Consider the following 21,609-nt stretch of genomic DNA (forward strand, 5'->3'; position numbering starts at 1 on the left):
CTTATGCACAGCCCCCTTCTCTCGCCTTCCCCCATGGGAAGGCTCGCCCAACAAAAGAATGCGCTTATACGTTGACGCCGTAAGCCTTGCCGAGTGCGCCGAGGCCGCCGCTGTAGCCCGAGCCGATGGCGTTGAATTTCCACTCCGCACCCTGGCGGTAGAGCCTGCCGACGACGACCGCCGTCTCGATGGAGAAGTCCTCGCCGAGGTCGAAGCGGATGAGTTCCTCTCCCGTCGCCTCGTTGACGACGCGGATGAAGGCGTTCGACACCTGGCCGAAGTTCTGCTTGCGCTCATCGGCCTCGTAGATCGTGACCGTGAAATCGATCTTGTCGATGGAAGCCGGCACCTTCGAAAGATCGACCTTGATCTGCTCGTCGTCACCCTCGCCCTCGCCCGTGAGGTTGTCGCCCGTATGCTCGACGGCGCCCGATGCGTGCTTGAGATTGCCGTAGAAAACGAAGTCCGCATCGCTCGTGACCTTCTCGTTCGGTCCGAGAAGGAACGCCGAGGCGTCGAGGTCGAAGTCGGAGCCGCCGTCGTACTTGTTCGTGTCCCAGCCGAGGCCGATCAGGAGCTTCGAGAGACCCGGATTGCCCTTCGTCAGATCAACTTTCTGTCCCTTTTTCAAACTGATTGCCATGAAGATTCCTCCTTATGCGTACATGCGGAAGCCGCCTGCAGCCGCACGGCCGAAACGCGCGGCAGAGCGGGCGATTTTCCTGCCCGGGCACATATCGTGCCGCTTCATGGGAACAAACGAACCGTTCCCTATATCAAGCCGCAAGGGCATGATGTCTTACTGATAGCGCCGCGCCAGCTCGTTCAGTCCCTTGTCCTTCGTGCCCTGCCCGATGGCATTGAACTTCCACTCGCCGTTATAGCGGTAGATCTCGCCGAAGATCATCGCCGTCATGCCCGCGTAGCTCTCCGAGAGATTGTAGCGGCAAAACTCCTCGCCTGTCCGCTCGTCGCATATACGGATGAAGGCGTTCGCGATCATGCCGAAGTCCTGCTTTCTCGACTCGCAGTCGTAGATGTTGACGACGAAGACAAGTTTGTCATAATCTGCGGGCACAGCCGTAAGATCGACGAGAATCTGCTCATCGTCGCCCTCGCCCTCTCCCGTGAGGTTGTCGCCCGTATGGACGATCGCACCAGACGGATGCTTGAGGTTGCCGAAGTAGACGACGTCCTTCTTCCCCGAGAGGCGGCCGCCCTTGCAGACGATCACGCTCGCATCGCAGTCGATGTCGGGTGCAGAGCCGCCGAAGATCGAGCCGAAAAGCCCGCCTTTCTTCTGCTCGACGGGATCCCAGCCGAGTCCGATGCGGATGCGCGAGAGCGCCTGACCGTCCGACTTCTTCAAGTTTACCTTCTGTCCTTTTTGCAGATTCACGCCCATATGCCTGCCTCCTTGATTTCTCCTTGCGATAAGAATATCTCCTGTGGAGCAGCCACTCTGCAAGCGCCGCTCCATGAAAACAATTTCCCTTATTTAGAAGAATTCGCCCCGCCGCCGCCTTTTCCCTTCATGGCTTTGATGAAAATTTCTTTCATACACCCATCGCCTTCCGTCGAAGCAAAGCGGCTGCCCGCGGCGAAATGCCGCATGCTCAGTCCTTGCTGCCCGGCTCCCAGCGCAGACCCCAGTGATACGCCTTGTCCATGCTCTTGTGTCCGCTGAAGAAATGCACGAGCTTCTCGACGCTGAAGGTGTCGTTGATGTTTTCGAGCATGGCGATCGCGCACATCGCCTTCGATGAGCCGTACTCGTCCATGCGCACGATGATGTCGGGGCTGCCCGGGCACTTGACGGTCACGACACCGTCCGCCTGCTGCCAGTTGGCAACGCCCTCGTAGATGAATGTGTAGACGAGGATGCGCTTGATCTTCGACGCCATCTTGCCGTTGACGCGAAGCGTCTCGCCGGCCGCGTTACTGCCCGTGCGGTCGTCGCCGTCGAGCGCGATCCAGGGGCGGCGTGAAAGGCTGCCGAAGTCATTGCCAAGCGCCTGCACGCAGCCGATCTCGCCGTCCTGCAGCTCGTAGAGGCAGCCGAGGTCGAGGTCGATGCCGCCCGCTCCTCCCCCGCCGCCGAAAATGGAGGCGAGAAGCCCCTGCTTCTTCGTCTGCGGCTGCTGATGCCAGTTGAGGTTGATGGAGATCTCGCCGAGTCCGCCGCCGCCCTTGACGAGGCTGACCTTCTGCCCCTTCTTGAGCTCGACCTTCTTCGGCGCAGTCGGTGGCTGCACGGGCGGCGCGGCAGTCGGTACAGGCGGCACAGGCGGTGCGCCGCCGGGTCTGCCGAGGTTCAGCGGCTGGTGCGGTGCGGGCGCGGCGCCAGACCTGCCGAGATTCAGCGGCGGACGCTGTGCGGGCGGCGCGGCGGGCGCGGGCGATGCCGTAGGTGCAGGCGGTGCGGCGGGACGCGGCTGTACAGTCGGCGGCGCGGGCGGTGCGGTCGGCGGCGCGGTGGGCGCGGCTCCCTGCCCCTCGCCGACCTCGACGCCGAAGTTTTTGCACAGCGCCTCCAAGCCGCCGCTGAATCCCGCACCGACGGCATTGAACTTCCACTCGCCCTTGTAGCGGTACAGCTCGCCGACGACGATCGCCGTCTCCACGGAAAAGCCCTGGCCGAGATCGTAGCGCAGAAGCTCCGCGCCGCTCGCCGCATCGAGGACGCGGATGTACGCGCCCGCGACCTGGGAGAAATTCTGCCGCCTGGCGTCCGCATCGTAGATCGTCGCCGTCACGGCGATTTTTTCGACCGACGCGGGAACGGCGGCGAGATCGACGCGCACCTGCTGCTTGTCGCCGCCCGAAGGCGCAGCGATATGCTCGACCGCGCCCGACGCGTGACGCGCGTTGCCGTAGAACACGAAGTCCGCATCGCCCGCGACTTTTCCCCCCGCGCCGAGCAAAAACGCCGCCGTGTCGAGGTCGATGGCAGAATTCGCCTGCCAGCCCATGCCGACGAGCACGCTTCGAAGCCCCGCGTTGTTCTTCGTCAGATCGGCTTTCTGTCCCTTGCTGATGTTCATGCCCATGCTTTTCCCTCCCGTAGAGTATAGAGCGGCGGCGTCGATACTCTCCACCGACGCCGCCTTGCCAATATTGAATTACGCCTTGCCCACGACCATCTTGCGCAGCAGATCGATCGGCACGATCGTCACCGCCATGCCGAGTACGAACGCCCACTCCATAGGCGTCAGGCCATAGCAATGCAGGATCTCGCCGCCGAGATACGTCATGGCGACCTGGATCACGACGATCAAGCCCATGACGCGCAGGAAGCCCGGATTGTGCGAGATATTGTCAAAGAGATTCTTCGAGTCGGTGCGTGCGTTGAACGCATTGAACACCGCCATGAAGATGAAGAACGCGAAGTAGCCCGTCAGCAGGTAGTGATTCGCCTCGTCGGGGCGGAAATAGGCGTGCGCCGCGCCGCTCATGAGGAAGTAGAGGCTCAGCGCGAAGCACCAAAGAGAGCCGACGCCGATGGAGGACACCATGTACTTGCTGATGATGCTTTCATCGCGCTGCTTGGGCTTTTCGTCCATGAAGCGGCGCAGAGCCGGCTCGCCGCCGAAGGCGAGCGCCGCGAGCGTATCCATGACGAGGTTGATCCAGAGGAACTGCGTGATGGAAAGCGGCGTCTCCATGCCGAGAAGGGGCGCAGCGAAAGAAATCATGACAGCCGCGACGTTGATCGTCAGCTGGAACACGATGAATTTCCGGATGCTGTTATAGATCGTGCGCCCGTAAAGGATCGCACGCGCGAGCGACTTGAAGTTGTCGTCGAGGATGACGATATCGCTCGCCTCCTTCGCGACTTCCGTGCCGCTTCCCATGGCGAAGCCGACGTCCGCCTTCTTCAAGGCGGGCGAGTCGTTGACGCCGTCGCCCGTCATGCCGACGACGAGGTTCATCTCCTGCGCGAGGCGCACGAGGCGGCTCTTGTCGGTCGGAAGCGCACGCGCCACGACGCGAAGGCGCGGCAGAAGCTCCTTGACCGCCGCATCGTCGAGCGCGGCAAGCTCGTCGCTCGTCATGGCGACATCATCATCGCGCGAGAGAAGACCCGCTTCCCTCGCGATGGCGCTCGCCGTGTCCTGGCGGTCACCCGTGATCATGACGACCTGCACGCCCGCACTGTGCACGCGGCGGATCGCCTCGACGGACTCGGGACGCACCTCGTCGCGGATGCCGACTGCACCGACGAAGACGAGGCCGCTCGCTGGAAGCGTACCGTCCGCAGGAATCGCACCCTCGTAGACGGCGAGCGCCAGCACGCGGATGGCACGCGCCGCAAGGGCGTCGATACAGTCCGTGATCGCCACCCTATTCGTCAGCGGCTTCTTCTCGCCATTCGCATCGTAATACGAGTCGCAGAGCGCGAGGATCTTCTCGGGTGCTCCCTTCGCCAAGGTCACGCTGTACTCGCCCGTGACCTCCGAGAGCGAGTACTTGTTCTTGCTGCTGAAAGGCACGGCATTCTTGATCTTCTCGTCCATCGCCGCGCTGTCTGCCGCGACGAAGCCGAAGATCGCATGCTCCGTCGCGTTGCCGCCGACGGCTTCCCTGCCGTTGATGACGGCGCTCGTATTGTAGCGCACGCTGAGGTTCACGAGCTTTTTAAGTCCCGCGCCCAGCTCGCTGTAAGCGGCATACTGCGTGCCTGCACCGTCGACGAAGGCGACGGCTTCGAGCTGTCCCTTCGTGATCGTGCCCGTCTTGTCGCTGAAAAGGAGGTTCAAGCTGCCTGCCGTCTCGATGCCCGAGATCTTCCGCACGAGCACGTTGTCCTTGAGCATCTTGCCCATGTTCTGCGCCGAGACGATGGCGATCATCAGCGGCAGACCCTCGGGCACGGCGACGACGATGATGATGACGGCGAGCATGACCGCGTCGACGAGGTCATGCGCGACGACGAGCCAGTTCGAACAGTACGCTATGATACGCGCCATATCGAAGCCGTTGTGGATGACGAGGCGCTGAAACATGAAGGCGATGGCGATTGCCACGCCGCCGATGTAGCCGAAGTTGCTGATCTGATGCGCGAGGTTCGAGAGCTTCACCTTGAGTGGCGTGTCGCGATCCTCATCCGCCTGCAGTTCGCCCGCGATCTTGCCGTAGAACGTCTTATCGCCGAGCGTCGTCGTGCGCATCACGGCGTTGCCGCCGCAGACGACGGAGCCGCGGAACACCTTGTGCGGGTGGAGGAAATCCGAGCTTTTCTCCGCTTCCGTATCGCCCTCCGGAACCGGCGTCTTCGCCGCTTCCTTCGCCTCGCCGTTCAATACCGACTGATCGACCTGGATCGAGCCGTCACAGATCACGCCGTCCGCCGGGATCTTGTCGCCCGTCTGCAGCAGCACGAAATCGCCCATGACGATCTCGTCGATGGGAATCTCCGTCAGCGTGCCGTTGCGGTACACCTTACACTTGATCAGCGACGCTTCCTCCTGCAGCTTTTGGAAGGCATTCTCGTTCTGATACTCCGAATACGTCGCGACCGTCGTCGCGAGGATCACGGCGAGCGCGATGCCCACAGACTCATACCATGCGACCTGCCCAAGGATCGCGAAAACGACGTTGATGGCGAGCGCCACGCAGAGAATCTTGATGATCGGATCGTCAAAGCTCCCCTTGAGCTTCTCCCAGAAGCCCTCGCCCTTCTGCTCCGTGATACCGTTCGTACCGTGCCGCTCGCGCGAGACGCGCACCTCTTCATCTGTCAAACCTTGAATCTTCATATAATCTCTCCTAACCTGTCTGCTCGAACAGCCGCCTTGTCGAGACGAAGGTGGCTGCTATCATTATAGCATGAAAGGTCAATCGGTCAAGCCGAAAGCGAGGAGAGTACGACGATGTCATCTAAAAGCGGCACGATCTACGCTAGGCGCACGTGAAAACAGACTCGCAGCCGATTTCCAGCTGCGAGAGTGAGACGCAAAAAGAACCCCCGCGAATGCGGGGGTTCTTTCATCACCGTGCCGAAGCACGATGCTTTTCGACTTCTTAGAAGAAGTACTCGAGCGAGCCGTAGAAGCGGTTGAGCTTCGTATCGGTCGTAATGTACCTACCGTTGAAGTACTTGAGCGTGCCGACGACATTCTTCGCGAACGTGTAGTCTCCGCCGACTTCCCAGCCCTTCTCGCCAGACTTGATAGCATCAAAGGTCGGGTTGAAAGCAACCTCTTTACCAAGACGACGATAGGCAACGAAGAGACCAAAGCTGTGCATATTCTCCTGCTCAGCGCCCTTGTAGGAAAGCTGGGCGTTCCAAGCGCGGTCAGTATCCGAATTATTCGGCGTCGTATTCTTCCAATAGCCGCCGTTCAGAGAAGCCGTCTTGGCAAAGTTGTACGTCGCACCAACGCCCCAGATATTGTTGTACTCGTCGCCCAACGATGCGCGGTAGTACTCAGCGGCTCCCGAGAACTGTTCCGAAGGCTTCCACGTGATATTCACACCCTGCACGTTCGAAGGCGCAGTAGTAGCAGTTCCGTCAATCTCTCTCGCGCGGCCAGCAAGCAACGTGCCAGAAAGCGTCTGACCTGCACCGACCGTGACGCTAGCACCCGAGAACTCGCCATCGAACACAACACCCTGCTCGGAGTAGTAGGGAATCAAGCCAGCATTGATGTGCGTGATGCCGTAGTGACCAGCGACATAGGCACGCTTGAGCTTGACGTTGCTGTCAGGGTTGCCATTGTCATCTTCCTTGCCCTGATCGCTGTCAGGATTCCAATGTGCATCAAGACGAGCCTTGACCTTCCAATGATCGTTGACCGTAGCCGTCGGCTCAAGGCGGAACTTGAGATCATGATCCGTATCCGCATCCACGCCATCAACCTTCGTACGCGTGTACTCGTACTGCAGCTTGCCTTCCCACTTGACGTTGTCAATGCGGTTCTCGAGGTTCGAGACGCGGACGCCGAGGTTGTTGAGCTCTTCGCTGAACTCAGCGGCAAGACGGTCGATCATGGCCTTCTGCTGTGCATTGACCTGGTCTTCCTTCGCCATGGCCTTCGCGACCATCTGCGCCATCTCGTAACGCGTGATCTCGTTCTGGCCGCGGAACGTGCCGTCGCCGTAGCCCTCGATGACGCCGTCATCGGCGAGCTGGGCTACTGCATCGTATGCCCAATGGTCGGCAGGAACATCGCTGAACGGGTTCGCCGCAGCGAACGTCGTCGAGGCTGCACCGACGACAAGAGCCGTCGTGAGCGCTGCTGTGAGAGTCTTCTTCATGAGAAACTCCTCCTTTAAGATAGATAGAAATTTGGCTTTGAACCAAAGTTTCAAGGAGGCTTCCTCTGAGTGTCCATGTTTCCTCAAGCTCGACCTCTCTCGTTTCCTCGGTTCGTGAGACTAGAATAGCACAGCTCGAAGGAAAACGCAAATGAAAAAATCATGAAGGGGAAAATAGGGGTTTTCGTCCTAAAAACAGCAGAGGTATATGACTTCGAGTCCAGGAATACTGAGCATCCCGCGCATAGGTACAAAACTCAGCGAAGATGCTGCGCACAAAATTCTGCTGCTGTCAAAATTTCCACGAACCGATAACGCCCAATCTCCAATAAATCTTTGTCACCACTGACAACGTATAGCGCTTTTGCATCGACTGCACAGGAGATAAACTTATCATCATCCGGATCGCGGCTGACTTCCACCTTCGTGAACGAATCAATCATTTTCAAGCCGCCAATAAAAGGCTTTAATATATCACGACGAAGATGCCCCTGTTTTCGTCGGATCATTTCATCGACGATTTCTTCATACTCGTCTACAATCTCCAGCGTCGCACAGGCATAGAGTCCATTCTTACCGACAGACTCTATCACCTTGCGCGGATAGCCGCCGAAGAACGTACCCGATATGACCACATTCGTATCAATGACAATTCTCATGGACGCTTTCTCTTTCTGACTTCCTTGATGATATCATCGACATCCGATTCCTGATAGCCAACCGATGCGGCCCATTCCCTCGCCTCATCGAGTCGCTCTGCAAAATCTTGATCAGGCGAATTTGCGATGGGCTTCAAGACGATCCCATCCTCGGAAGCATAGGCTACCAACTTTGCTCCGCTTTCAATCGAGAGCTTCCTGCACATTTCACTCGGAAGGCTCACCTGTCCATTCGGCAATACCGTCAATACCACCGCACCCATATTCCCACCTCCGCAAACTACACGCACAAACGTCCACTTTGTGGCCAAAAGTGCGCCACCCTTAATGAAAGTTCACCAATCAGCCTGCGCCCTTTGGCTTGAGGAATCACTGATAAATTCAGCACCCATTTTCACACATCTGGGCGACCTCATTTTATCAGCGCTTCCTTGACTTCTTGGGCTTTCACGCTAATGTATGGCTCTTTATTTCACTATAGCATTGACACAGGTGAAACGCAACATACAGCATAGAAAAAAAGCCCCTTTACGGGGCTTTTTTCTATGGTCTGCGGCCAGCTTATTCTGCGCTTTCGCCGAGTTCCTTGAAGATGTAGACGGCGCGGATCTCCACGGGGGTCACGCCGAGGTCCTCGATGGCGGTCAGGAGGCCGGAGGCGAGGACGGCGCGCTCTGCCTTCTTGTCCTTGCCGACGACGATGTTGAGCGCCGCATCGTCCTTCGGGTAGAGCGTGACGATGCCGTTGCCGAAGGTGACTTGGAAGGCGCCGTTCTGCGTCTGGTAGAGGAAGCTCAGCGCTTTTTCTGCAGAGCTTCGGATTTCCTTGGGATCGGGAATCTCGACCTTCTTCGAGGCGGGCTTGATGGCGAGCTTGCCTGCGCCATAGTTGATGGAGTAGATGCCGTCAAGGTCACGAGAGCCGCCGTCCGTGAAGAGGACGGGGATGGCTTCTGCCGTGCCGCCCGGAATCTCGTCGTGGATCCCGTAGTTGCCGCGCGTCTTGGCGAGGTCGAAGCCGAAGGAGCCATCCGCACCTTCGACGTAGTCGTGCGCTTCGGAGGCGCCGCCCGACGCGACGACGACACGGCTCTGCCAGCTCGTCGCCGCCAGATCTTTCGGCATGTCGACGGCGACACCGTCGGCAAACGATGTATCGTGCAGCTGCTCAGCAGACGGTACGCCTGCAGCTGTGCCTATGCCAGCGCTGGTATTGCTGCTGCCGGTGCTGGCACTGCTGCCTGCACTTGTGCTGCTTCCTGCACTTGTGCTCGTACCGCCGCCATTGCTCGCACCGACGGTCTTGCCGCCGACGCCGCCCGTGCCGCCAAAGCTGCCGGCGCTGCCTCCGCTTGCGCTTGTACCGCCGAAGCTGCCCGCACCGCCGCCCGTCGTGCCGCCGATGCTTCCTGCACCGCCGCCCACGCTCATGCCGCCGACACTGCTGCCGCTTGCCCTCGTGCCACCAATGCCGCCCGACATGCCGCCGACACCGCCCATGTGACCATGACTGAGGTTCGCTACGATCTGGGACGCTGTGATGCTGCCCGTCGTTACCGCCCTGCCCTCGGGCGTGCTCATGTCGAAGCCGCGCAGATTGATCTTCAATGTGCCAGGCGCATAGCTGAAGCGGTAGTTGGAAAGCGCCGTCGCACCCTGATAGCCTGCATTGACGGAGGCAGGATCGACGTGGATGACGCCTGCATGAAGCCCCGCCGCCGTCTGCGGCGTGATGGCGGCATCGTAGTAGGTCGTGACGCCCGTGAGGTTGTCGCCCGCCAAGAGGCCGCGCTCTGACATATAGTCGCCGCGCTCGACCGTGTATTCAGTGACGACGGGATTCGGCTCACCGTAGTCGCGCGAAGCGCTGCCCGCCGTGACGAGGACATCGCGCGGCACGATGGCAAAACTGCCGTCCGCATAGTGAATCGCGTAGTTCGAGGCAAGCCCCGAGCCGAACTGCACATCAGAGACGCGCGTCCAGAGGTGCGGCGTGCCCGCATCCGTCGTGACGGTCGCCAGCGGATCGATCGTCTCCGTAATGGAGGAAATCCGATCGCCGTTCGCAAGTCCCGTCGTCGCATCGGTCTGGCGCACATTGATCCGACTCGTGCCGTTCACATAGTGCGCCAGACTGTTCGCCGCGCCGTAGGCGCGGCTCTTGTCGCCCGCCTGGATATAGAGGTCGCGCTTCGTGATTGCAAAGCCGCCGTCGACGTAGTGAATGTTGTAATTCGACGCCTTACGATTGCCCATGAGGCGTGCATTGGCAATCTGCGTCTTGAGTCCCGCCGTGCCAGCGTTCGTCGTAACGAGGGCGTCCGTCGATTCATCGACATCAGCGACCGCGTCACCGTTCACGAGTCCCGTCGTGGCGGTCGCGGCGTCGGCACGGAACTTCGTCGTGCCGCCCGTATAGACGGCAGTCGTGTTCTCCGTGCCGTAGATGCGTGTCTTGCTGCCCGCACGAAGCGTCAAGTCACGCGGCGTGACGGCGAAAGAGCCGTCCTCGTAGCGGACGTCATAGTTATTGGCATTGCCCGTGCCGAAGACGGCATTTGCAATCTTCGTCTTGAGTCCTGCCGTGCGTGCGTCCGTCGTGACGGTCGCACGCGAATCAATCGTCTCCGTGACGGTCGAAACCGTATCGCCGTTGACGAGACTTCCCGCCGAAACGCGATACAGCCCCGTACCATTCACATAATTTGCGGTGCTGTTCGCCGTGCCATAGATGCGGCTCTTGTCGCCTGCGGCGAGCGTCAGGGCACGCTTCGTGATGTTGAAGTATCCGTTGACGTAAGTGATGTCATAATTCGCCGCCGTACCCTGCGAGAAATGCGCGGCGCTCGCCTTTGTCCAAAGACCTGCCGTTCCCGCATTCGTCGTGACGGTCGCCGTCGGGTCGATCGTCTCCGTCACATCGTCGATGGTGTCGCCGTTGACGAGTCCCGTCGTTGCGGTAGTCGCAGCGACGTTGACCTTCGCCGTGTGATTGATATAGCCTGCCGTTGCATTGGCGTCGCCGTAAGCGCGGCTCTTATCGCCCGCTGTAATGGTCAGCGCACGCTTCTTGATGGTCAGCGTGCCGGGATCGGACGTGATATGGTAGTCCGTCGCAAGGCTGCGGCTGCCCGTGGCGAGCGCCGCGCCCTTCAAGGTCATCGTGTAGTTGCCGACGCCCGTGCGCTCGGTGACGTCATTCGTGCCGTTGGTCGCCGTGACCGTATACTTGGCGAAGCTGTCGCCCGCAAGGAGCGTGCCCGTATGCGTCGTGCTCGACGTCATGGTCACGCTGTCGTTTGCCGTGCCATAAATGCGCTCGCCGCTCGGCGCGGTGAAGTGGATGTCGATGGGCTTGATGGTGAGCTTGCCCGGAACGTACTTGAACTTGTAGTTCGTCGCGGAGAGCGTGCTGTTTTTCAGGTCAACACTGTACTCGCCCGCATGGACAGCGCCCTGCGCGTAGCCCGATGTCTTCGCCGCATCCGCAATCGGGGTATAGGAAACAGCCCCCGAGAGCAGTCCCGACGTGTTTTCCGTCTGACCGTTCGCGAAATTCGAGAATGTGACGCCCGCGTTGCCCGTATAGCTGTGCGGATTGCCGTCGTAGTTTACGGTCGATGTCTTGCCCGTGACCGTGACGACGCGCGGCACGATGCGGTAGTCGACCGTAATCTTGTAGTTGAGGTCGTTATGTCCCTGATAGGTGATCTTCTCATTGGCAATGGTCGAATTCGAGCCGTAGGTATGCGCACCCGAACGCATATTGACATCGGTCATTGCATTCGTCACTGTACCGTCCGCCGTATTGACGTCGGCATTGACATTTGTATGCTTCGTCGTGCCAAAGTTATGCGTGCCCGAGTCACCCACATGGGCACGGATATAGTCAACCTCCGTCTTGTCGAGCGCACGGCGCTTGACGTTGCCGTCGTCTGCGATATGGAAGCCTGCCGTCGAGTTGAAGAAGGCTGAGTTATCGTCGCCGTAGGTGCGCGTCGAATAGAGCTTGAGTTCAGGCTGGTACTTGTAAAACATCGCGTTCTGACCCGCAGGAACGGGGAAGGAGCTGCGGTTGCTGTAGTCCACGCCGTATTTGCGGAACTGGAATACAAGCCCGTCGATCTCGTTCTCGACGGAGTCCTCCGTATGGACGACATAGCGCTGACCAGGCGCGGTCTTGATGGCATTCGCGCCGGCCTTGTTCTTGAACGCGCCGCCCTTCGCCTCGATGAGGACATCGGACGTGCCCGTGCCGACGATCTGCCCGCCGGGCGCGATCGTGACGTTGCCGCCGTCCTTATTCTTGATATTGATGGCGGCATTATTTCCCTTGATAATCCCCGTGACATTCGTTCCGCCCTTCGTCTCGACGGAAACGCCCGTCGCAGACGTGATATTGCCAAGGTTCTTGATCTCATTCGCGCCCGTGAGATTTACGTTATGTGCATCCACTTCGAGCGTCGGAACGGATTTCAAGACGCCCGTCGAGGTCACATTGCCGCCCGTCTTGATGGATACAGCATCGGCAAGACCTTCGGGCAGGTCGACGTTGCCGACCTTGATATCCCCTGCATTCGTGCCGCCGATGCGGATTTTGCGGAAGCCTTTGCCGTCGAGGTTCTTACGCAGGAGTCCCGTGCCGCTGAAGATGTCAGACGGAAGCGTGGGATCGGAGGCAGAGCCACCCGCGCCGGGCGTGCCGAAGTTGAGCGTCTTGCCCGGCGTATAGGTGTCGAAGGACACATCGCCGTGCCCCGTGATCGTGCTGCCGTTCGCCGTGTTGAGCGTATCCGCATGGATGGCGACATTGCCGTCATGATCGCGGTCAGCGCCGTCGGCATTGATATGCGCATCGTCGAGATTGACCTCGCGGCTGGCAACGGTGTAGTCCCTGCCGTGCGTCTTGATCGAACCGGAGAGGTTGACGCCGCCCGAACCGCTCGTAATCGCCTGCTGAATCTTGACGGTAAACGGCATATCAATCGTGCCGCTCTGGTAGAGGCGTCCGCCGCCCCCGCGGTCACCGATGTTGATGATCTCATACTCCCAGAACTGACGGTTGTCGCCATTGAAATACTTGTCGAGCAGCGAGAGCTTCGCCGGATCGTTCACCGTGCCGCCGAGCTTGATGTCGCGGTTGTGCGAGATCGGCAGGATATTGAGCGCCTTCTTGCCCTTCATCTTGCCGTTGAGGTCGATCGCGTCGGTCTTGAGTGTGAGTGCGCCCGTGCCCGTATCGACATTGCTTCCCGCCGCCGTCGTCAGATTCTTCGATTCGAGTGCAAAATCGTTGCCGTTCGTCTGAATGTTTGCCGAACCGTCAACCGTCATCGAGCCTGCCGTCGCACCGGAGCGAATCGTCGTCGGATCGACGAAGTTCAGATTGCCGCCGACATTCGTCGCGCCCGTCGCGTCTTCGCGACCGAGGTAGACGTGCTTGAAGCCGTCCTTGATCTTATTGCCACCGAAGAGATTCGCGGGCAGGGTCAGCCCTGTACCCGTCGCGCCGACGTTGAGGTTCGTCGCCGCATTTGCCTGCTGCACGGTGAGATTGCCCTTGCCCTCGACGCCTTCGGTGAAGGTCATGGCGTCCGCCGAAAGCACGACGTCGCCCGCCGTGCCGCCGGACTCACCAGCCTTGACGCCCGTGATCGTGCGCGAGGGGACGGATGCGCCCGCAGGCGTCGTGATCGCGCCGATGGTCAGCGCATCGGACTTGACCTTGACGGAGAGCGCGTCGGCGGCGAGCGTGCCGATTTCGTTGTCCTTTTCAAGCGCGATGTTGCCGCCGACGGCGGCGAGCTTCGTCGCCTTGATCTTGCCCGCCGTCTGGTTCGCCGCCGTCTTGGCGTTGACAACGAGCGTCTTGCCCGCCGCGAGCGTCATATCCCCTGCGAAGTTGATGTTATCCGCCTGCAGTGTCACGTCCTTCCCGAGGGAAGAATTTTTCACATTGATCGTGCCCTGCGTGCTGTTGCCGATGGCGTAATGCGAGAAGTTCGGGCCGAATACTTGTGTGAACTTATTGTTCGTCAGCTGCAGATCGCCCGTCGCACCGTCGCCGAGTCCGATGGTCTTCGAGCCGTTGTACGTTCCGATGCCGAGCGTGCCCGTGCCCGTGACGGACGGACTGCTCCCGTGCGCCGCGAGGTTCGTGATATTGTTCGTATAGAGGTTCAGCGCACTGCCCGAAGCGATGTTCATGACGCCCGTGCCGCCCGAGTTCTCAATCGCGCCTGTCGTCAGCGTCACGTTGTAGGGCTTGCCCGATCCATCGGTGCCGACCTTGAGTCCGCCCGCGCCGATGACTGCCTTGCCCGTCTCCGCCGTCTTGACGACGACGCGGTTATTTGCCTCAAGGCCATCAATCGTGACCGTCTGGCTGCGATTGTCGCCGAGAACAAGCTCACTGAACTGATTGCCAAAGAGCTTGCCGTTGATCTGGTCACTCGTGACATGAAGCCCTGCGCCCGTCGAAGAGTTGTTGAGCGTCAGATCGCCCGCCGTCTTGCGCGTGATAACGAGTCCGCTCTTGCCGACGATATTCGTCGTATTGTCGTCCGCCGCCGGCGTGACGATCTCGTCCGTATGCACACGGAGCGCACCGACGGTATCGGTGCCCGAGTCGAGCTGAGCGCGTGCGTCGAGCTGCAGCTTGTTACCCGTGACATCGACCCAGACGGGTGTGGAGCCGGGAGCGACCTGCACCTTGGCATCCTCGTTCAGCACGACGTCACCGCTTCGTGCATTGAGCGTCGCCTGTGCATAGTTGCCCTCGACCTTCAGAGTAGCTCCCTGCTCGAGATGGATGTTGTCGCCCGTCTGGATATTGATCTCTGCGCCGGTTTCCTTGCTTGTGCCGTCGACGCCTTTCACATGGACAGTCTTACCCTGCTTGACGGTGAAGCCGCCCGTGATGACCGAGTCGGGATCGTGCCCTGCCTGCGTCGGATCTGCACCGATCTTGAGCTTCGTACCCTTGCCCTCGATGGTGAGATTGTCGCGCACCTCGACGCCGAGCTTGCCAGCCGCATTGATGGACTTCTTGACCGCACCGCCGTAGAAGTAGACATGCTTCTCGCCCGCGACATCGAAGCCGCCGAAGCCATCGAGCGTATTGTTGATCGTACGGTAGGCGATGCGGAACTCCGTGGCAGGAGCGTCTGCGGCATTGTCACTGATATAGATGTCCTGACTCGCCGATGCGCCCTTCGCCGTGACCTTGCCGTCCTTTTGTCCGTTGATCTTGCCAAGACCGAGATCGATACCGCCCGAGAGGTCGAGATCGAGGTTCTTGACAGCGAGCGTATCGCTTGCCGTCGGCAGTTCTGCCGTATGCGCCTTGATCTTCATGTCGGACTTACCATCCGCGCCCGCCTTCGTCGCGCCCGTCAGCGTGACCTTGCCCGTGGTCTCGATGTCCGAGGGCTTCTTGAACGTTGCGCCCTTGATATTGACATCGCCCGTCTGCGTCGCGCCGCCGATCTTGATCTTGCCGTAGTTCGCGTTGTTGATGTTCCAGTCGTTCGCGCCCGTGCCAACGTTGATGGCCTGCGCCTTCGTCGCCTTTTCGAGCGTGAGCTTCTTGTCGACGTTGACCTTGTTATTCCCGAGATCGAGATCGTCAGCTTCGAGCTTCGTGTCGTCCGTCGAGGTCAGCTTACCCTCGACCGTGAGTTTCTGCCCCGCCGCCATCTGGATGTCCGTCGATTTCGTCTTGAGTCCGTCGACGTTCTTCGCAGGATTTACCGTGCGGTCTTCAACGACGGCGACCTTCATGTGGGTATTGTTCTTGAGCTTCAAACTGCCATCCGACATATCGGCGGCGATGTTCTGGATCGCATTCGGCTGCGTGCTGAGATCCATAGAGCCTTTGCCGAGGAGCAGCAGGTTGCCGACCGTGATTGGCGCACTCTGGGAAAGCCCATCGCCGAGCGTCGTGCCCGGAGCATCGGCATGGAGCGCGAGCGTATCCGTCGGCGCACCGTTGACTGCGCCCGTGATGTCGATCTTGCCCTGCGTCAAAATGCTCGTATACTTGGGCAGGTTGCCGCTCGAAATGGTGTCAATCGTAGCCATGCCTGCGTTTGCCTTGTCTCCGATGCTGACATTGCGGAAATTGCCCGCCGCTAGTTTTCCAAAGCCTGCATCCGTCACAAGGCCTGCCGTGCCGCCGACGGTGAAGTTTCCTGCCGTCTTGGGCTTCAGAACGAACGTGCCCGCGCTGTTCGTATCGGCGAACGCGGCATCGTTCCAGTTCGTGACGCTGTTCGCCGTCATCGTCATCGTGCCCGCGCCCGAGGCGAGATTCGCACCCGAAGCAAAGTCGATGGTGTTCGCCTTGAACGTCGTGTCCTTGCCGCCTGCGTTCGTCATTGCACCCGAGAATTTGATGGTCGCGCCCGATTCTACCGTCAGCGGCGCTTTTACATCTGACGCACCGATTTCGACATTGCCCGTAGACGCATTGCCCAGATGGACTTCGCCCGTGCCGGAGTTGATGAAATCGAGGTCATTCATGTGGACATCAGCACTCGAAGAACCGACGGCGATCGTCTTGCCCGCCGTTTTCGTTTCAACCGTAACTTTTCCGTTTGCACTCGAAAGAGTGCCCTGCGCTCCTGCGGGGAGCGTCAGCGCATCCGTCTTGACATTGATCGTACCGCCCGCTGTCGATACCTTGCTCGACGTGTCGAAATTGACCGTCGCCGCTTCGAGTGATGTCGCCGCCGCGCCCGTCGATTTGACCTCGGCATTCGCATCGAGCTTGAGCGTGCCGCTCGCTTTGAGATTCATCGCACCCGCCGCGTTCGTCATGCCGTGTGCGCCTACCGTGAGATCGCCCGTCACGTCGAGACTCGCGCCGCCCGCTGCTGTCACCAACCCCGTTTCACCGCCAACGGTCAGATTGCCGCTGTTCTTAAAGGTCAAGCCCTTTGCCTTGCCGTCGAGCTTATTGACGGCGTTCGCGCCCGTGAGATTCACATTTGCATCCGCCGCCTCAAGCACGGCCTTGTCCGTCGTGATGACGCCCGCGCCCGTGATGGCATTCTTCGAGCCAAGCGTCAGCGCGTGCGTCGAAGCGATATTCACCGCGCCGCTGACCGTCAGCGTGCCTGCACCCGTATACATTTCCAGATCTTCGTCCGCCGTCACGCCGTTTGCGATGATATTCGCCTTTTTCGCGGCGTCGCCGACCGTATTCTTCTTGAAGTTCCGAATCTTTCCCGTGCTCGTGAACGTATCGCCTGCGAGATCAAGTCCGCCCGTGCCTGTGCCAAAGTTGATGGTCTTGCCATCCGAAAGCGTCCAAACCTTCGCCGTGCCTGCGGAGTCGCTGTCGCCCGTGATCGTGCCCGAGAGGTCGAGGGAATCCGTGCGCAGTTCGACCGAGCGCGTCGTGATGTTCCCGCCGAGGGCGATACCCTTGCCGCCGCCCGTGGATTTGCCGACGAGCGTGACCTTTCCCGCGCCCGCCGTGATCGTCGCGCTCGTGAGCGATACGCCCGCCGCGTTTGCTGTCGTGCTGCCTGCAAGTTCGACATTGCCGCTCGCCGTGGCGCCGTCCGTCGTGTCAATCGTGACGCCGTTGAGTGTGATGCCCGCTTCGCCCGCACTCTGCGAGTTGGCAAAGCCGACACCATCTTCGACAAGACCGCCGCCGATCTTGACATTGCCGCCGAGCGTCTTGATATTCTTTCCGCTCGCAGCGCTGACACTGCCGCCCGCACGGTGGTTCGTATCGGAGGTGATGTCCACATTGAGTTTGCCCGCCGTCGACGTGATATCGGCATTGATGTTGACACTGCCCGTTGCTTTCAAGGAAAGGGTCGCGTCGCCGCCCGCCGTCTTCGTGATGGCATCCGATACGGTAATGGAGTTGTCGTTCGTTTCCGTGAGGTTCGCCGTCTGAATGGTTACCGATGTGCCGCCGTTCAGCGAATTGGTGACGGTCTGCACATCCGCCTGAGAGCCGGCTTCAGGGTCGCCCGTCGCACGCGTCTTGACCTCAATATCGCCGGGATCGATCAGCCACTCGCCCGCCTTGCCCGCTTCGGACGAGGCATTGACGCTTCCTGTGATCTGCACCTTCTTGCCCGAGGTCTCGACCGCGCCGCCCGCGCCCGTGCCTTTGCCGCGTGCCGTGATCTCGCCCGCAAACTTCGTCCTGCCGTCCGACCAGACGGCGACCGTGCCGCCCGCGGCATCCGCTGCCGCCGCATCGGCACGCACAGATGCGCCGCGCTCGATCGTGACATTCTTCGCGTGCGCGAGGTCGCCCGCGCCCTGCCAGCCGCCGCCGATCTCGACCGTGCCGGCCACAGCGCCGCTCACGTCCGTCACGCTGCCCGCCGCAAGGCGCACGTCGTTCGCCGTCATGCGGACGGCGCCCGCCTTGCCGTCAAGGCTCGCGGCACGCACGATGCCTTCCTGATTGACGGCAGAGGAAACAAGCGCGTCTCCCGTCGCCGCCGTCATGAAGACGAGTCCGCCGTCCGCTTCGACGATACCCTTGTTCGTGACGCTCTCTTTCATCGCCGCTTTCGACGGCACGACCGCGACCTTGCCGTCGCCCGTAAAGTCGAGCGTGACGTCCTCGGCCGCTGCGAGAACCGCTGCGCCCTTCTTGGCGACGATGACGCCTTCATTGACAACATCCTTGCCGAGAAGCGCGACTGCACCCGCATCCGCCGCACGAAGCGTGCCGCGATTGATGACCTTGCCGTCATTCGGCGTACCGACGAAGGCATACTTGCCCGCCATGAAATCGGCGTTCGTAATGTTCATCGTCGAGGCTGCGATCGCGCCCGCATCGACCTGTGCGCCGGGCGCAAAAAAGACGCCCGCAGGGTTCACGAGGAAGACTCGCCCGTTCGCCGTAAGCGTGCCGAAGATTTCAGAGGGATTGTTGCCGAGCACGCGGTTAAGAAGCGCCGCCTGCGCGTTCGGCTGATAGATATTGACGCGCTCGTTTGCCGCGATGTTGAAGCTCTGCCAGTTGATGACGGCGTTCTCCGTCGCCTGATGAATCGCCATCTCCGCCTGGCTCTTAGCGATGTCGGCAGCGCCCGCCGCGACTTCGCCGCCCTGCGGCAAGGCGCTGGCAGGGCTGCTCGTGCCAACGAGGGCTGCGCCCGCCGCCACGATACCGACGCCGCCCAAGAGGGCGCGGCGCACGTTCTCCTGCAGGCGCAGCAGGAAGGGATTGCTCTCGCCGCGCTCTTTCCTCACGCGGCGCTGCTTTTTCATGAAGCGCATGGGTATTTCTCCTTTTTCGTCTGAAACCGATATTGGGGAATCACTGATAAATTCAGCCACCCATCTTCACACATCTGGGCGACCTCATTTTATCAGCGCTTCCCTTGAACGTCCGGGAGGTCAAGCCATGCCGACCGCCCGGCTCTCTATTGTCGTTTTAGAAGAATTTATACAGTTGGAACCAGAATCTGCCGCTGCGATCCGTGTCGGAGACCGCCTCTTCATGGCTGATCTTCCAAGCGTAGTGCAGATGCGCGACCCAGTTCGCCTGATTGCTCCAATTCACGCCGACGCCCGCGCCGTAGAGGCTGCGGCTCTGCGGCCCTGTATAGCCCGCCCAGCCGTCGTGATAGAGCTTCACATGACCGCCATCGACGAAGGCAATCAGCTGCCATATATTCTCGTCGCCCTCGCGCGTCGGCAAGTTCCAGCGAAGCTCCGAAGTCCAGCGCCAGCCGTCGTCGCCCGACGCTTCGCCGACGGGGTAGGCGCGTACGCCGTAAGGCCCGCCGAGCGAGAATTTCTCCGAGGAATCGAGGTTCTTGTTCGCCCACTGGCGGCTGTACGAGAGGTAGAGCGAGAGACGATCGTCTATGTGCTGCAGGCGCGTCAAGTTCAAATTCCACTTGCCGAAATGACCTGCCGTCCGTGCGGTAGCTGCATCGTACTGGCGCTGCACAGCATCGTCGATGGAGAGATCACCATACGTGTAATTGAGCGCGAAGGTGTTGCGGCCGCCCGTCCAGATATGGTCGAGGTTGTCGCCGTTGATGCCGATGACCCAGTTTTTCGCTCCCTTGGGATTCTTGTACGCCATGCCCTTCGCTTCGTCCTCAAGATCCTTCCAGTCGAAGCGCAGCGTGCCGTAGAGGTTGAAGTCGCGGCTGCGCCGGAAATTGTGCTGCCACCAAAGGCTCACGGTCTCCGACGTGCCCGTGTAGTCGAGCGCAGAGAACGCGCCGCCTAGCGTATAGTGCGAGCGTGCGTAGCTGACGCCGACGCGTTCGCCCTGCTTGGCGATCGGCGTCGAGTAGGAAGCCGATCCCGACCACATGCCGCCGTTCGACACGATGCCGCCGACGGAGAAGAGGTCGCCCTCGCGGAACGGACTCGCGTAGTTGACGAAGGCGCTGTACTGGTAGCGTCCCGTATAGCGGTAGCCGCCGTTGTCGACGCCGACGTAGCCCCACATGCGGTTGCCCTTGTTCTTGACGTCGATGACGATGTCCGACGTGCCCTGGCGGCTGCCCGCCTTGATCTGTGTGCGCGCCTCGACGCGCGAAAGGTCGTTCGTCAGCCAGACGCCGCGGTTGAGCGGCGCTTTCTTCACGAGTTCGCCCGAGGAAAGCCCCATTTCGCGGCGAACAGCATTTTCTGTCAGATAAGAATGGTTGTTGATGATGATCTTGTCGTAGCGGCCGGGCACGATCGTGAAGTCGACCGCACCCTCCGCGAAGTCCTGCGGCGCGAGGTAGGCGAAGGCGACGAAGTACCCTTTGGAACGCAGGTATTTCGTGATCTCCGCCGCCTGCGCTTCGAGGTCGGTGAGACGCGCGTACTTGAGCTTGTGCGGCTGCAGGAGCGCACGAAGCTCTTCATCCGTCACGGGGTTCTCGCCCGAGAACGTGTAGCGGCGCACGAGGATCGCGCTCTCCGCAGCCCGCTGCTCTGCCTGCCGCGGCGCAGGGGCTTCCACGCCCGTCTGCGTCACGTTCGGCGAGGCGGCTGCCTCCGCTCCCTCGGTCTTCGGCACGTCGGCGGCGCTCGCGCCCATCATCGGCGCTTCGCCCGCCGCTGCACGCACCATGGCACGCTGTGCATCGCCCGCCGCATCTGAAACCGTTCCCGCTTCAGCGCAAAAAGGGGCGAGCACAGCGCTGAGCAAAGCGAGTGTGACGGCAAAGGACAGACGCCCGCATCGCTTTGCGACAAAAGGCCTGTGCCGCATTTTCTCTGCATCCTGCATCTTCATTCGCATCGTTCCTTCCATGACTTGCAATCGTTCTTCACGACGGTTTGCAAAAGTATCAACCGCACTTGTATGCTATATATTAGCATACAGCGGGCTTTTTTCCTAGTAGATATTAGCTATTTCTGTGTAGTCTTGTAAAAATCAGGAGTTTTGACCCATGCATGGGCGAGGGTTCTCATTTCAAATGACATCCCCAAATTGCCTGCCGTATGCTATAATACAGATGGTGCTACTCAGACGGTAGGCGGCCGATTCTTAGCCCCTCAATGGTTAACGTCCGGCGCGAACCACGCCCTTCGCGTGCGATTCGTGGGACATTGCCACATCCGACTGATTCAAGCTTGCTTCTTGAGTCAATCAGAAAGGGGGCGTTGCTTATGGAACTGTACGATTTCTTGTCGTTCGTTTTCCTCGTAACGATCTCCATCGTTGCGCTAAAAGCAAACTTTCAGGACA

8 protein-coding genes and 1 pseudogene are annotated in these 21,609 nt (G+C 60.2%); all 9 read right to left on the bottom strand.

Annotated elements, in window-relative coordinates:
• Nucleotides 1-64: 64 nt before the first annotated feature.
• The 9 genes and pseudogenes from RWS31_RS04805 to RWS31_RS04845 all read right to left on the bottom strand — a co-directional run bounded on the left by RWS31_RS04805 (nucleotide 65) and on the right by RWS31_RS04845 (nucleotide 21,153).
• A complete protein-coding gene (locus RWS31_RS04805) occupies nucleotides 65-643 on the bottom strand; it encodes a TerD family protein (protein WP_264918008.1) in 579 nt (192 codons plus the stop codon).
• 156 nt (nucleotides 644-799) lie between these two features.
• Nucleotides 800-1,405 (bottom strand): TerD family protein, encoded by a 606-nt coding sequence (locus RWS31_RS04810; RefSeq protein WP_006192729.1) that lies wholly within the window; start codon nucleotides 1,403-1,405, stop codon nucleotides 800-802.
• Nucleotides 1,406-2,501: 1,096 nt separating this feature from the next.
• Nucleotides 2,502-3,050 (bottom strand): annotated as a pseudogene (locus tag RWS31_RS11035) (TerD family protein); the annotation flags it as partial.
• Nucleotides 3,051-3,122: 72 nt separating this feature from the next.
• Nucleotides 3,123-5,759 carry a calcium-translocating P-type ATPase, PMCA-type gene (locus RWS31_RS04820; protein WP_314596466.1) on the bottom strand — a complete coding sequence of 879 codons (2,637 nt, stop codon included), beginning with the start codon at nucleotides 5,757-5,759 and terminating at the stop codon, nucleotides 3,123-3,125.
• Nucleotides 5,760-6,024: 265 nt separating this feature from the next.
• On the bottom strand, nucleotides 6,025-7,260 hold the full coding sequence (locus tag RWS31_RS04825) for an S-layer homology domain-containing protein (protein ID WP_314596467.1): 1,236 nt from the start codon (nucleotides 7,258-7,260) through the stop codon (nucleotides 6,025-6,027).
• 257 nt (nucleotides 7,261-7,517) lie between these two features.
• Nucleotides 7,518-7,919 (bottom strand): putative toxin-antitoxin system toxin component, PIN family, encoded by a 402-nt coding sequence (locus tag RWS31_RS04830; RefSeq protein WP_314596468.1) that lies wholly within the window; start codon nucleotides 7,917-7,919, stop codon nucleotides 7,518-7,520.
• On the bottom strand, nucleotides 7,916-8,182 hold the full coding sequence (locus RWS31_RS04835; protein WP_314596469.1) for an AbrB/MazE/SpoVT family DNA-binding domain-containing protein: 267 nt from the start codon (nucleotides 8,180-8,182) through the stop codon (nucleotides 7,916-7,918). The genes RWS31_RS04830 and RWS31_RS04835 overlap by 4 nt, the downstream gene beginning before the upstream one ends.
• Nucleotides 8,183-8,480: 298 nt before the next feature.
• A complete protein-coding gene (locus tag RWS31_RS04840) occupies nucleotides 8,481-19,181 on the bottom strand; it encodes a filamentous hemagglutinin N-terminal domain-containing protein (RefSeq protein ID WP_314596470.1) in 10,701 nt (3,566 codons plus the stop codon).
• Between the two features lie 157 nt (nucleotides 19,182-19,338).
• Nucleotides 19,339-21,153 carry a ShlB/FhaC/HecB family hemolysin secretion/activation protein gene (locus RWS31_RS04845; RefSeq protein WP_314596471.1) on the bottom strand — a complete coding sequence of 605 codons (1,815 nt, stop codon included), beginning with the start codon at nucleotides 21,151-21,153 and terminating at the stop codon, nucleotides 19,339-19,341.
• Between the last annotated feature and the right edge of the window lie 456 nt (nucleotides 21,154-21,609).

Source organism: uncultured Selenomonas sp. (assembly GCF_963528755.1).
In the GTDB taxonomy this organism is placed as follows: domain Bacteria; phylum Bacillota; class Negativicutes; order Selenomonadales; family Selenomonadaceae; genus Selenomonas.

Excerpts from the sequence above, each read along its gene's own strand:
- RWS31_RS04810 (WP_006192729.1), bottom strand. The coding sequence starts at position 1,405 with ATGGGCGTGAATCTGCAAAAAGGACAGAAGGTAAACTTGAAGAAGTCG.
- RWS31_RS04805 (WP_264918008.1), bottom strand. The coding sequence starts at position 643 with ATGGCAATCAGTTTGAAAAAGGGACAGAAAGTTGATCTGACGAAGGGC.
- RWS31_RS04840 (WP_314596470.1), bottom strand. The coding sequence starts at position 19,181 with ATGCGCTTCATGAAAAAGCAGCGCCGCGTGAGGAAAGAGCGCGGCGAG.
- RWS31_RS04830 (WP_314596468.1), bottom strand. The coding sequence starts at position 7,919 with ATGAGAATTGTCATTGATACGAATGTGGTCATATCGGGTACGTTCTTC.
- RWS31_RS04820 (WP_314596466.1), bottom strand. The coding sequence starts at position 5,759 with ATGAAGATTCAAGGTTTGACAGATGAAGAGGTGCGCGTCTCGCGCGAG.
- RWS31_RS04825 (WP_314596467.1), bottom strand. The coding sequence starts at position 7,260 with ATGAAGAAGACTCTCACAGCAGCGCTCACGACGGCTCTTGTCGTCGGT.
- RWS31_RS04845 (WP_314596471.1), bottom strand. The coding sequence starts at position 21,153 with ATGAAGATGCAGGATGCAGAGAAAATGCGGCACAGGCCTTTTGTCGCA.
- RWS31_RS04835 (WP_314596469.1), bottom strand. The coding sequence starts at position 8,182 with ATGGGTGCGGTGGTATTGACGGTATTGCCGAATGGACAGGTGAGCCTT.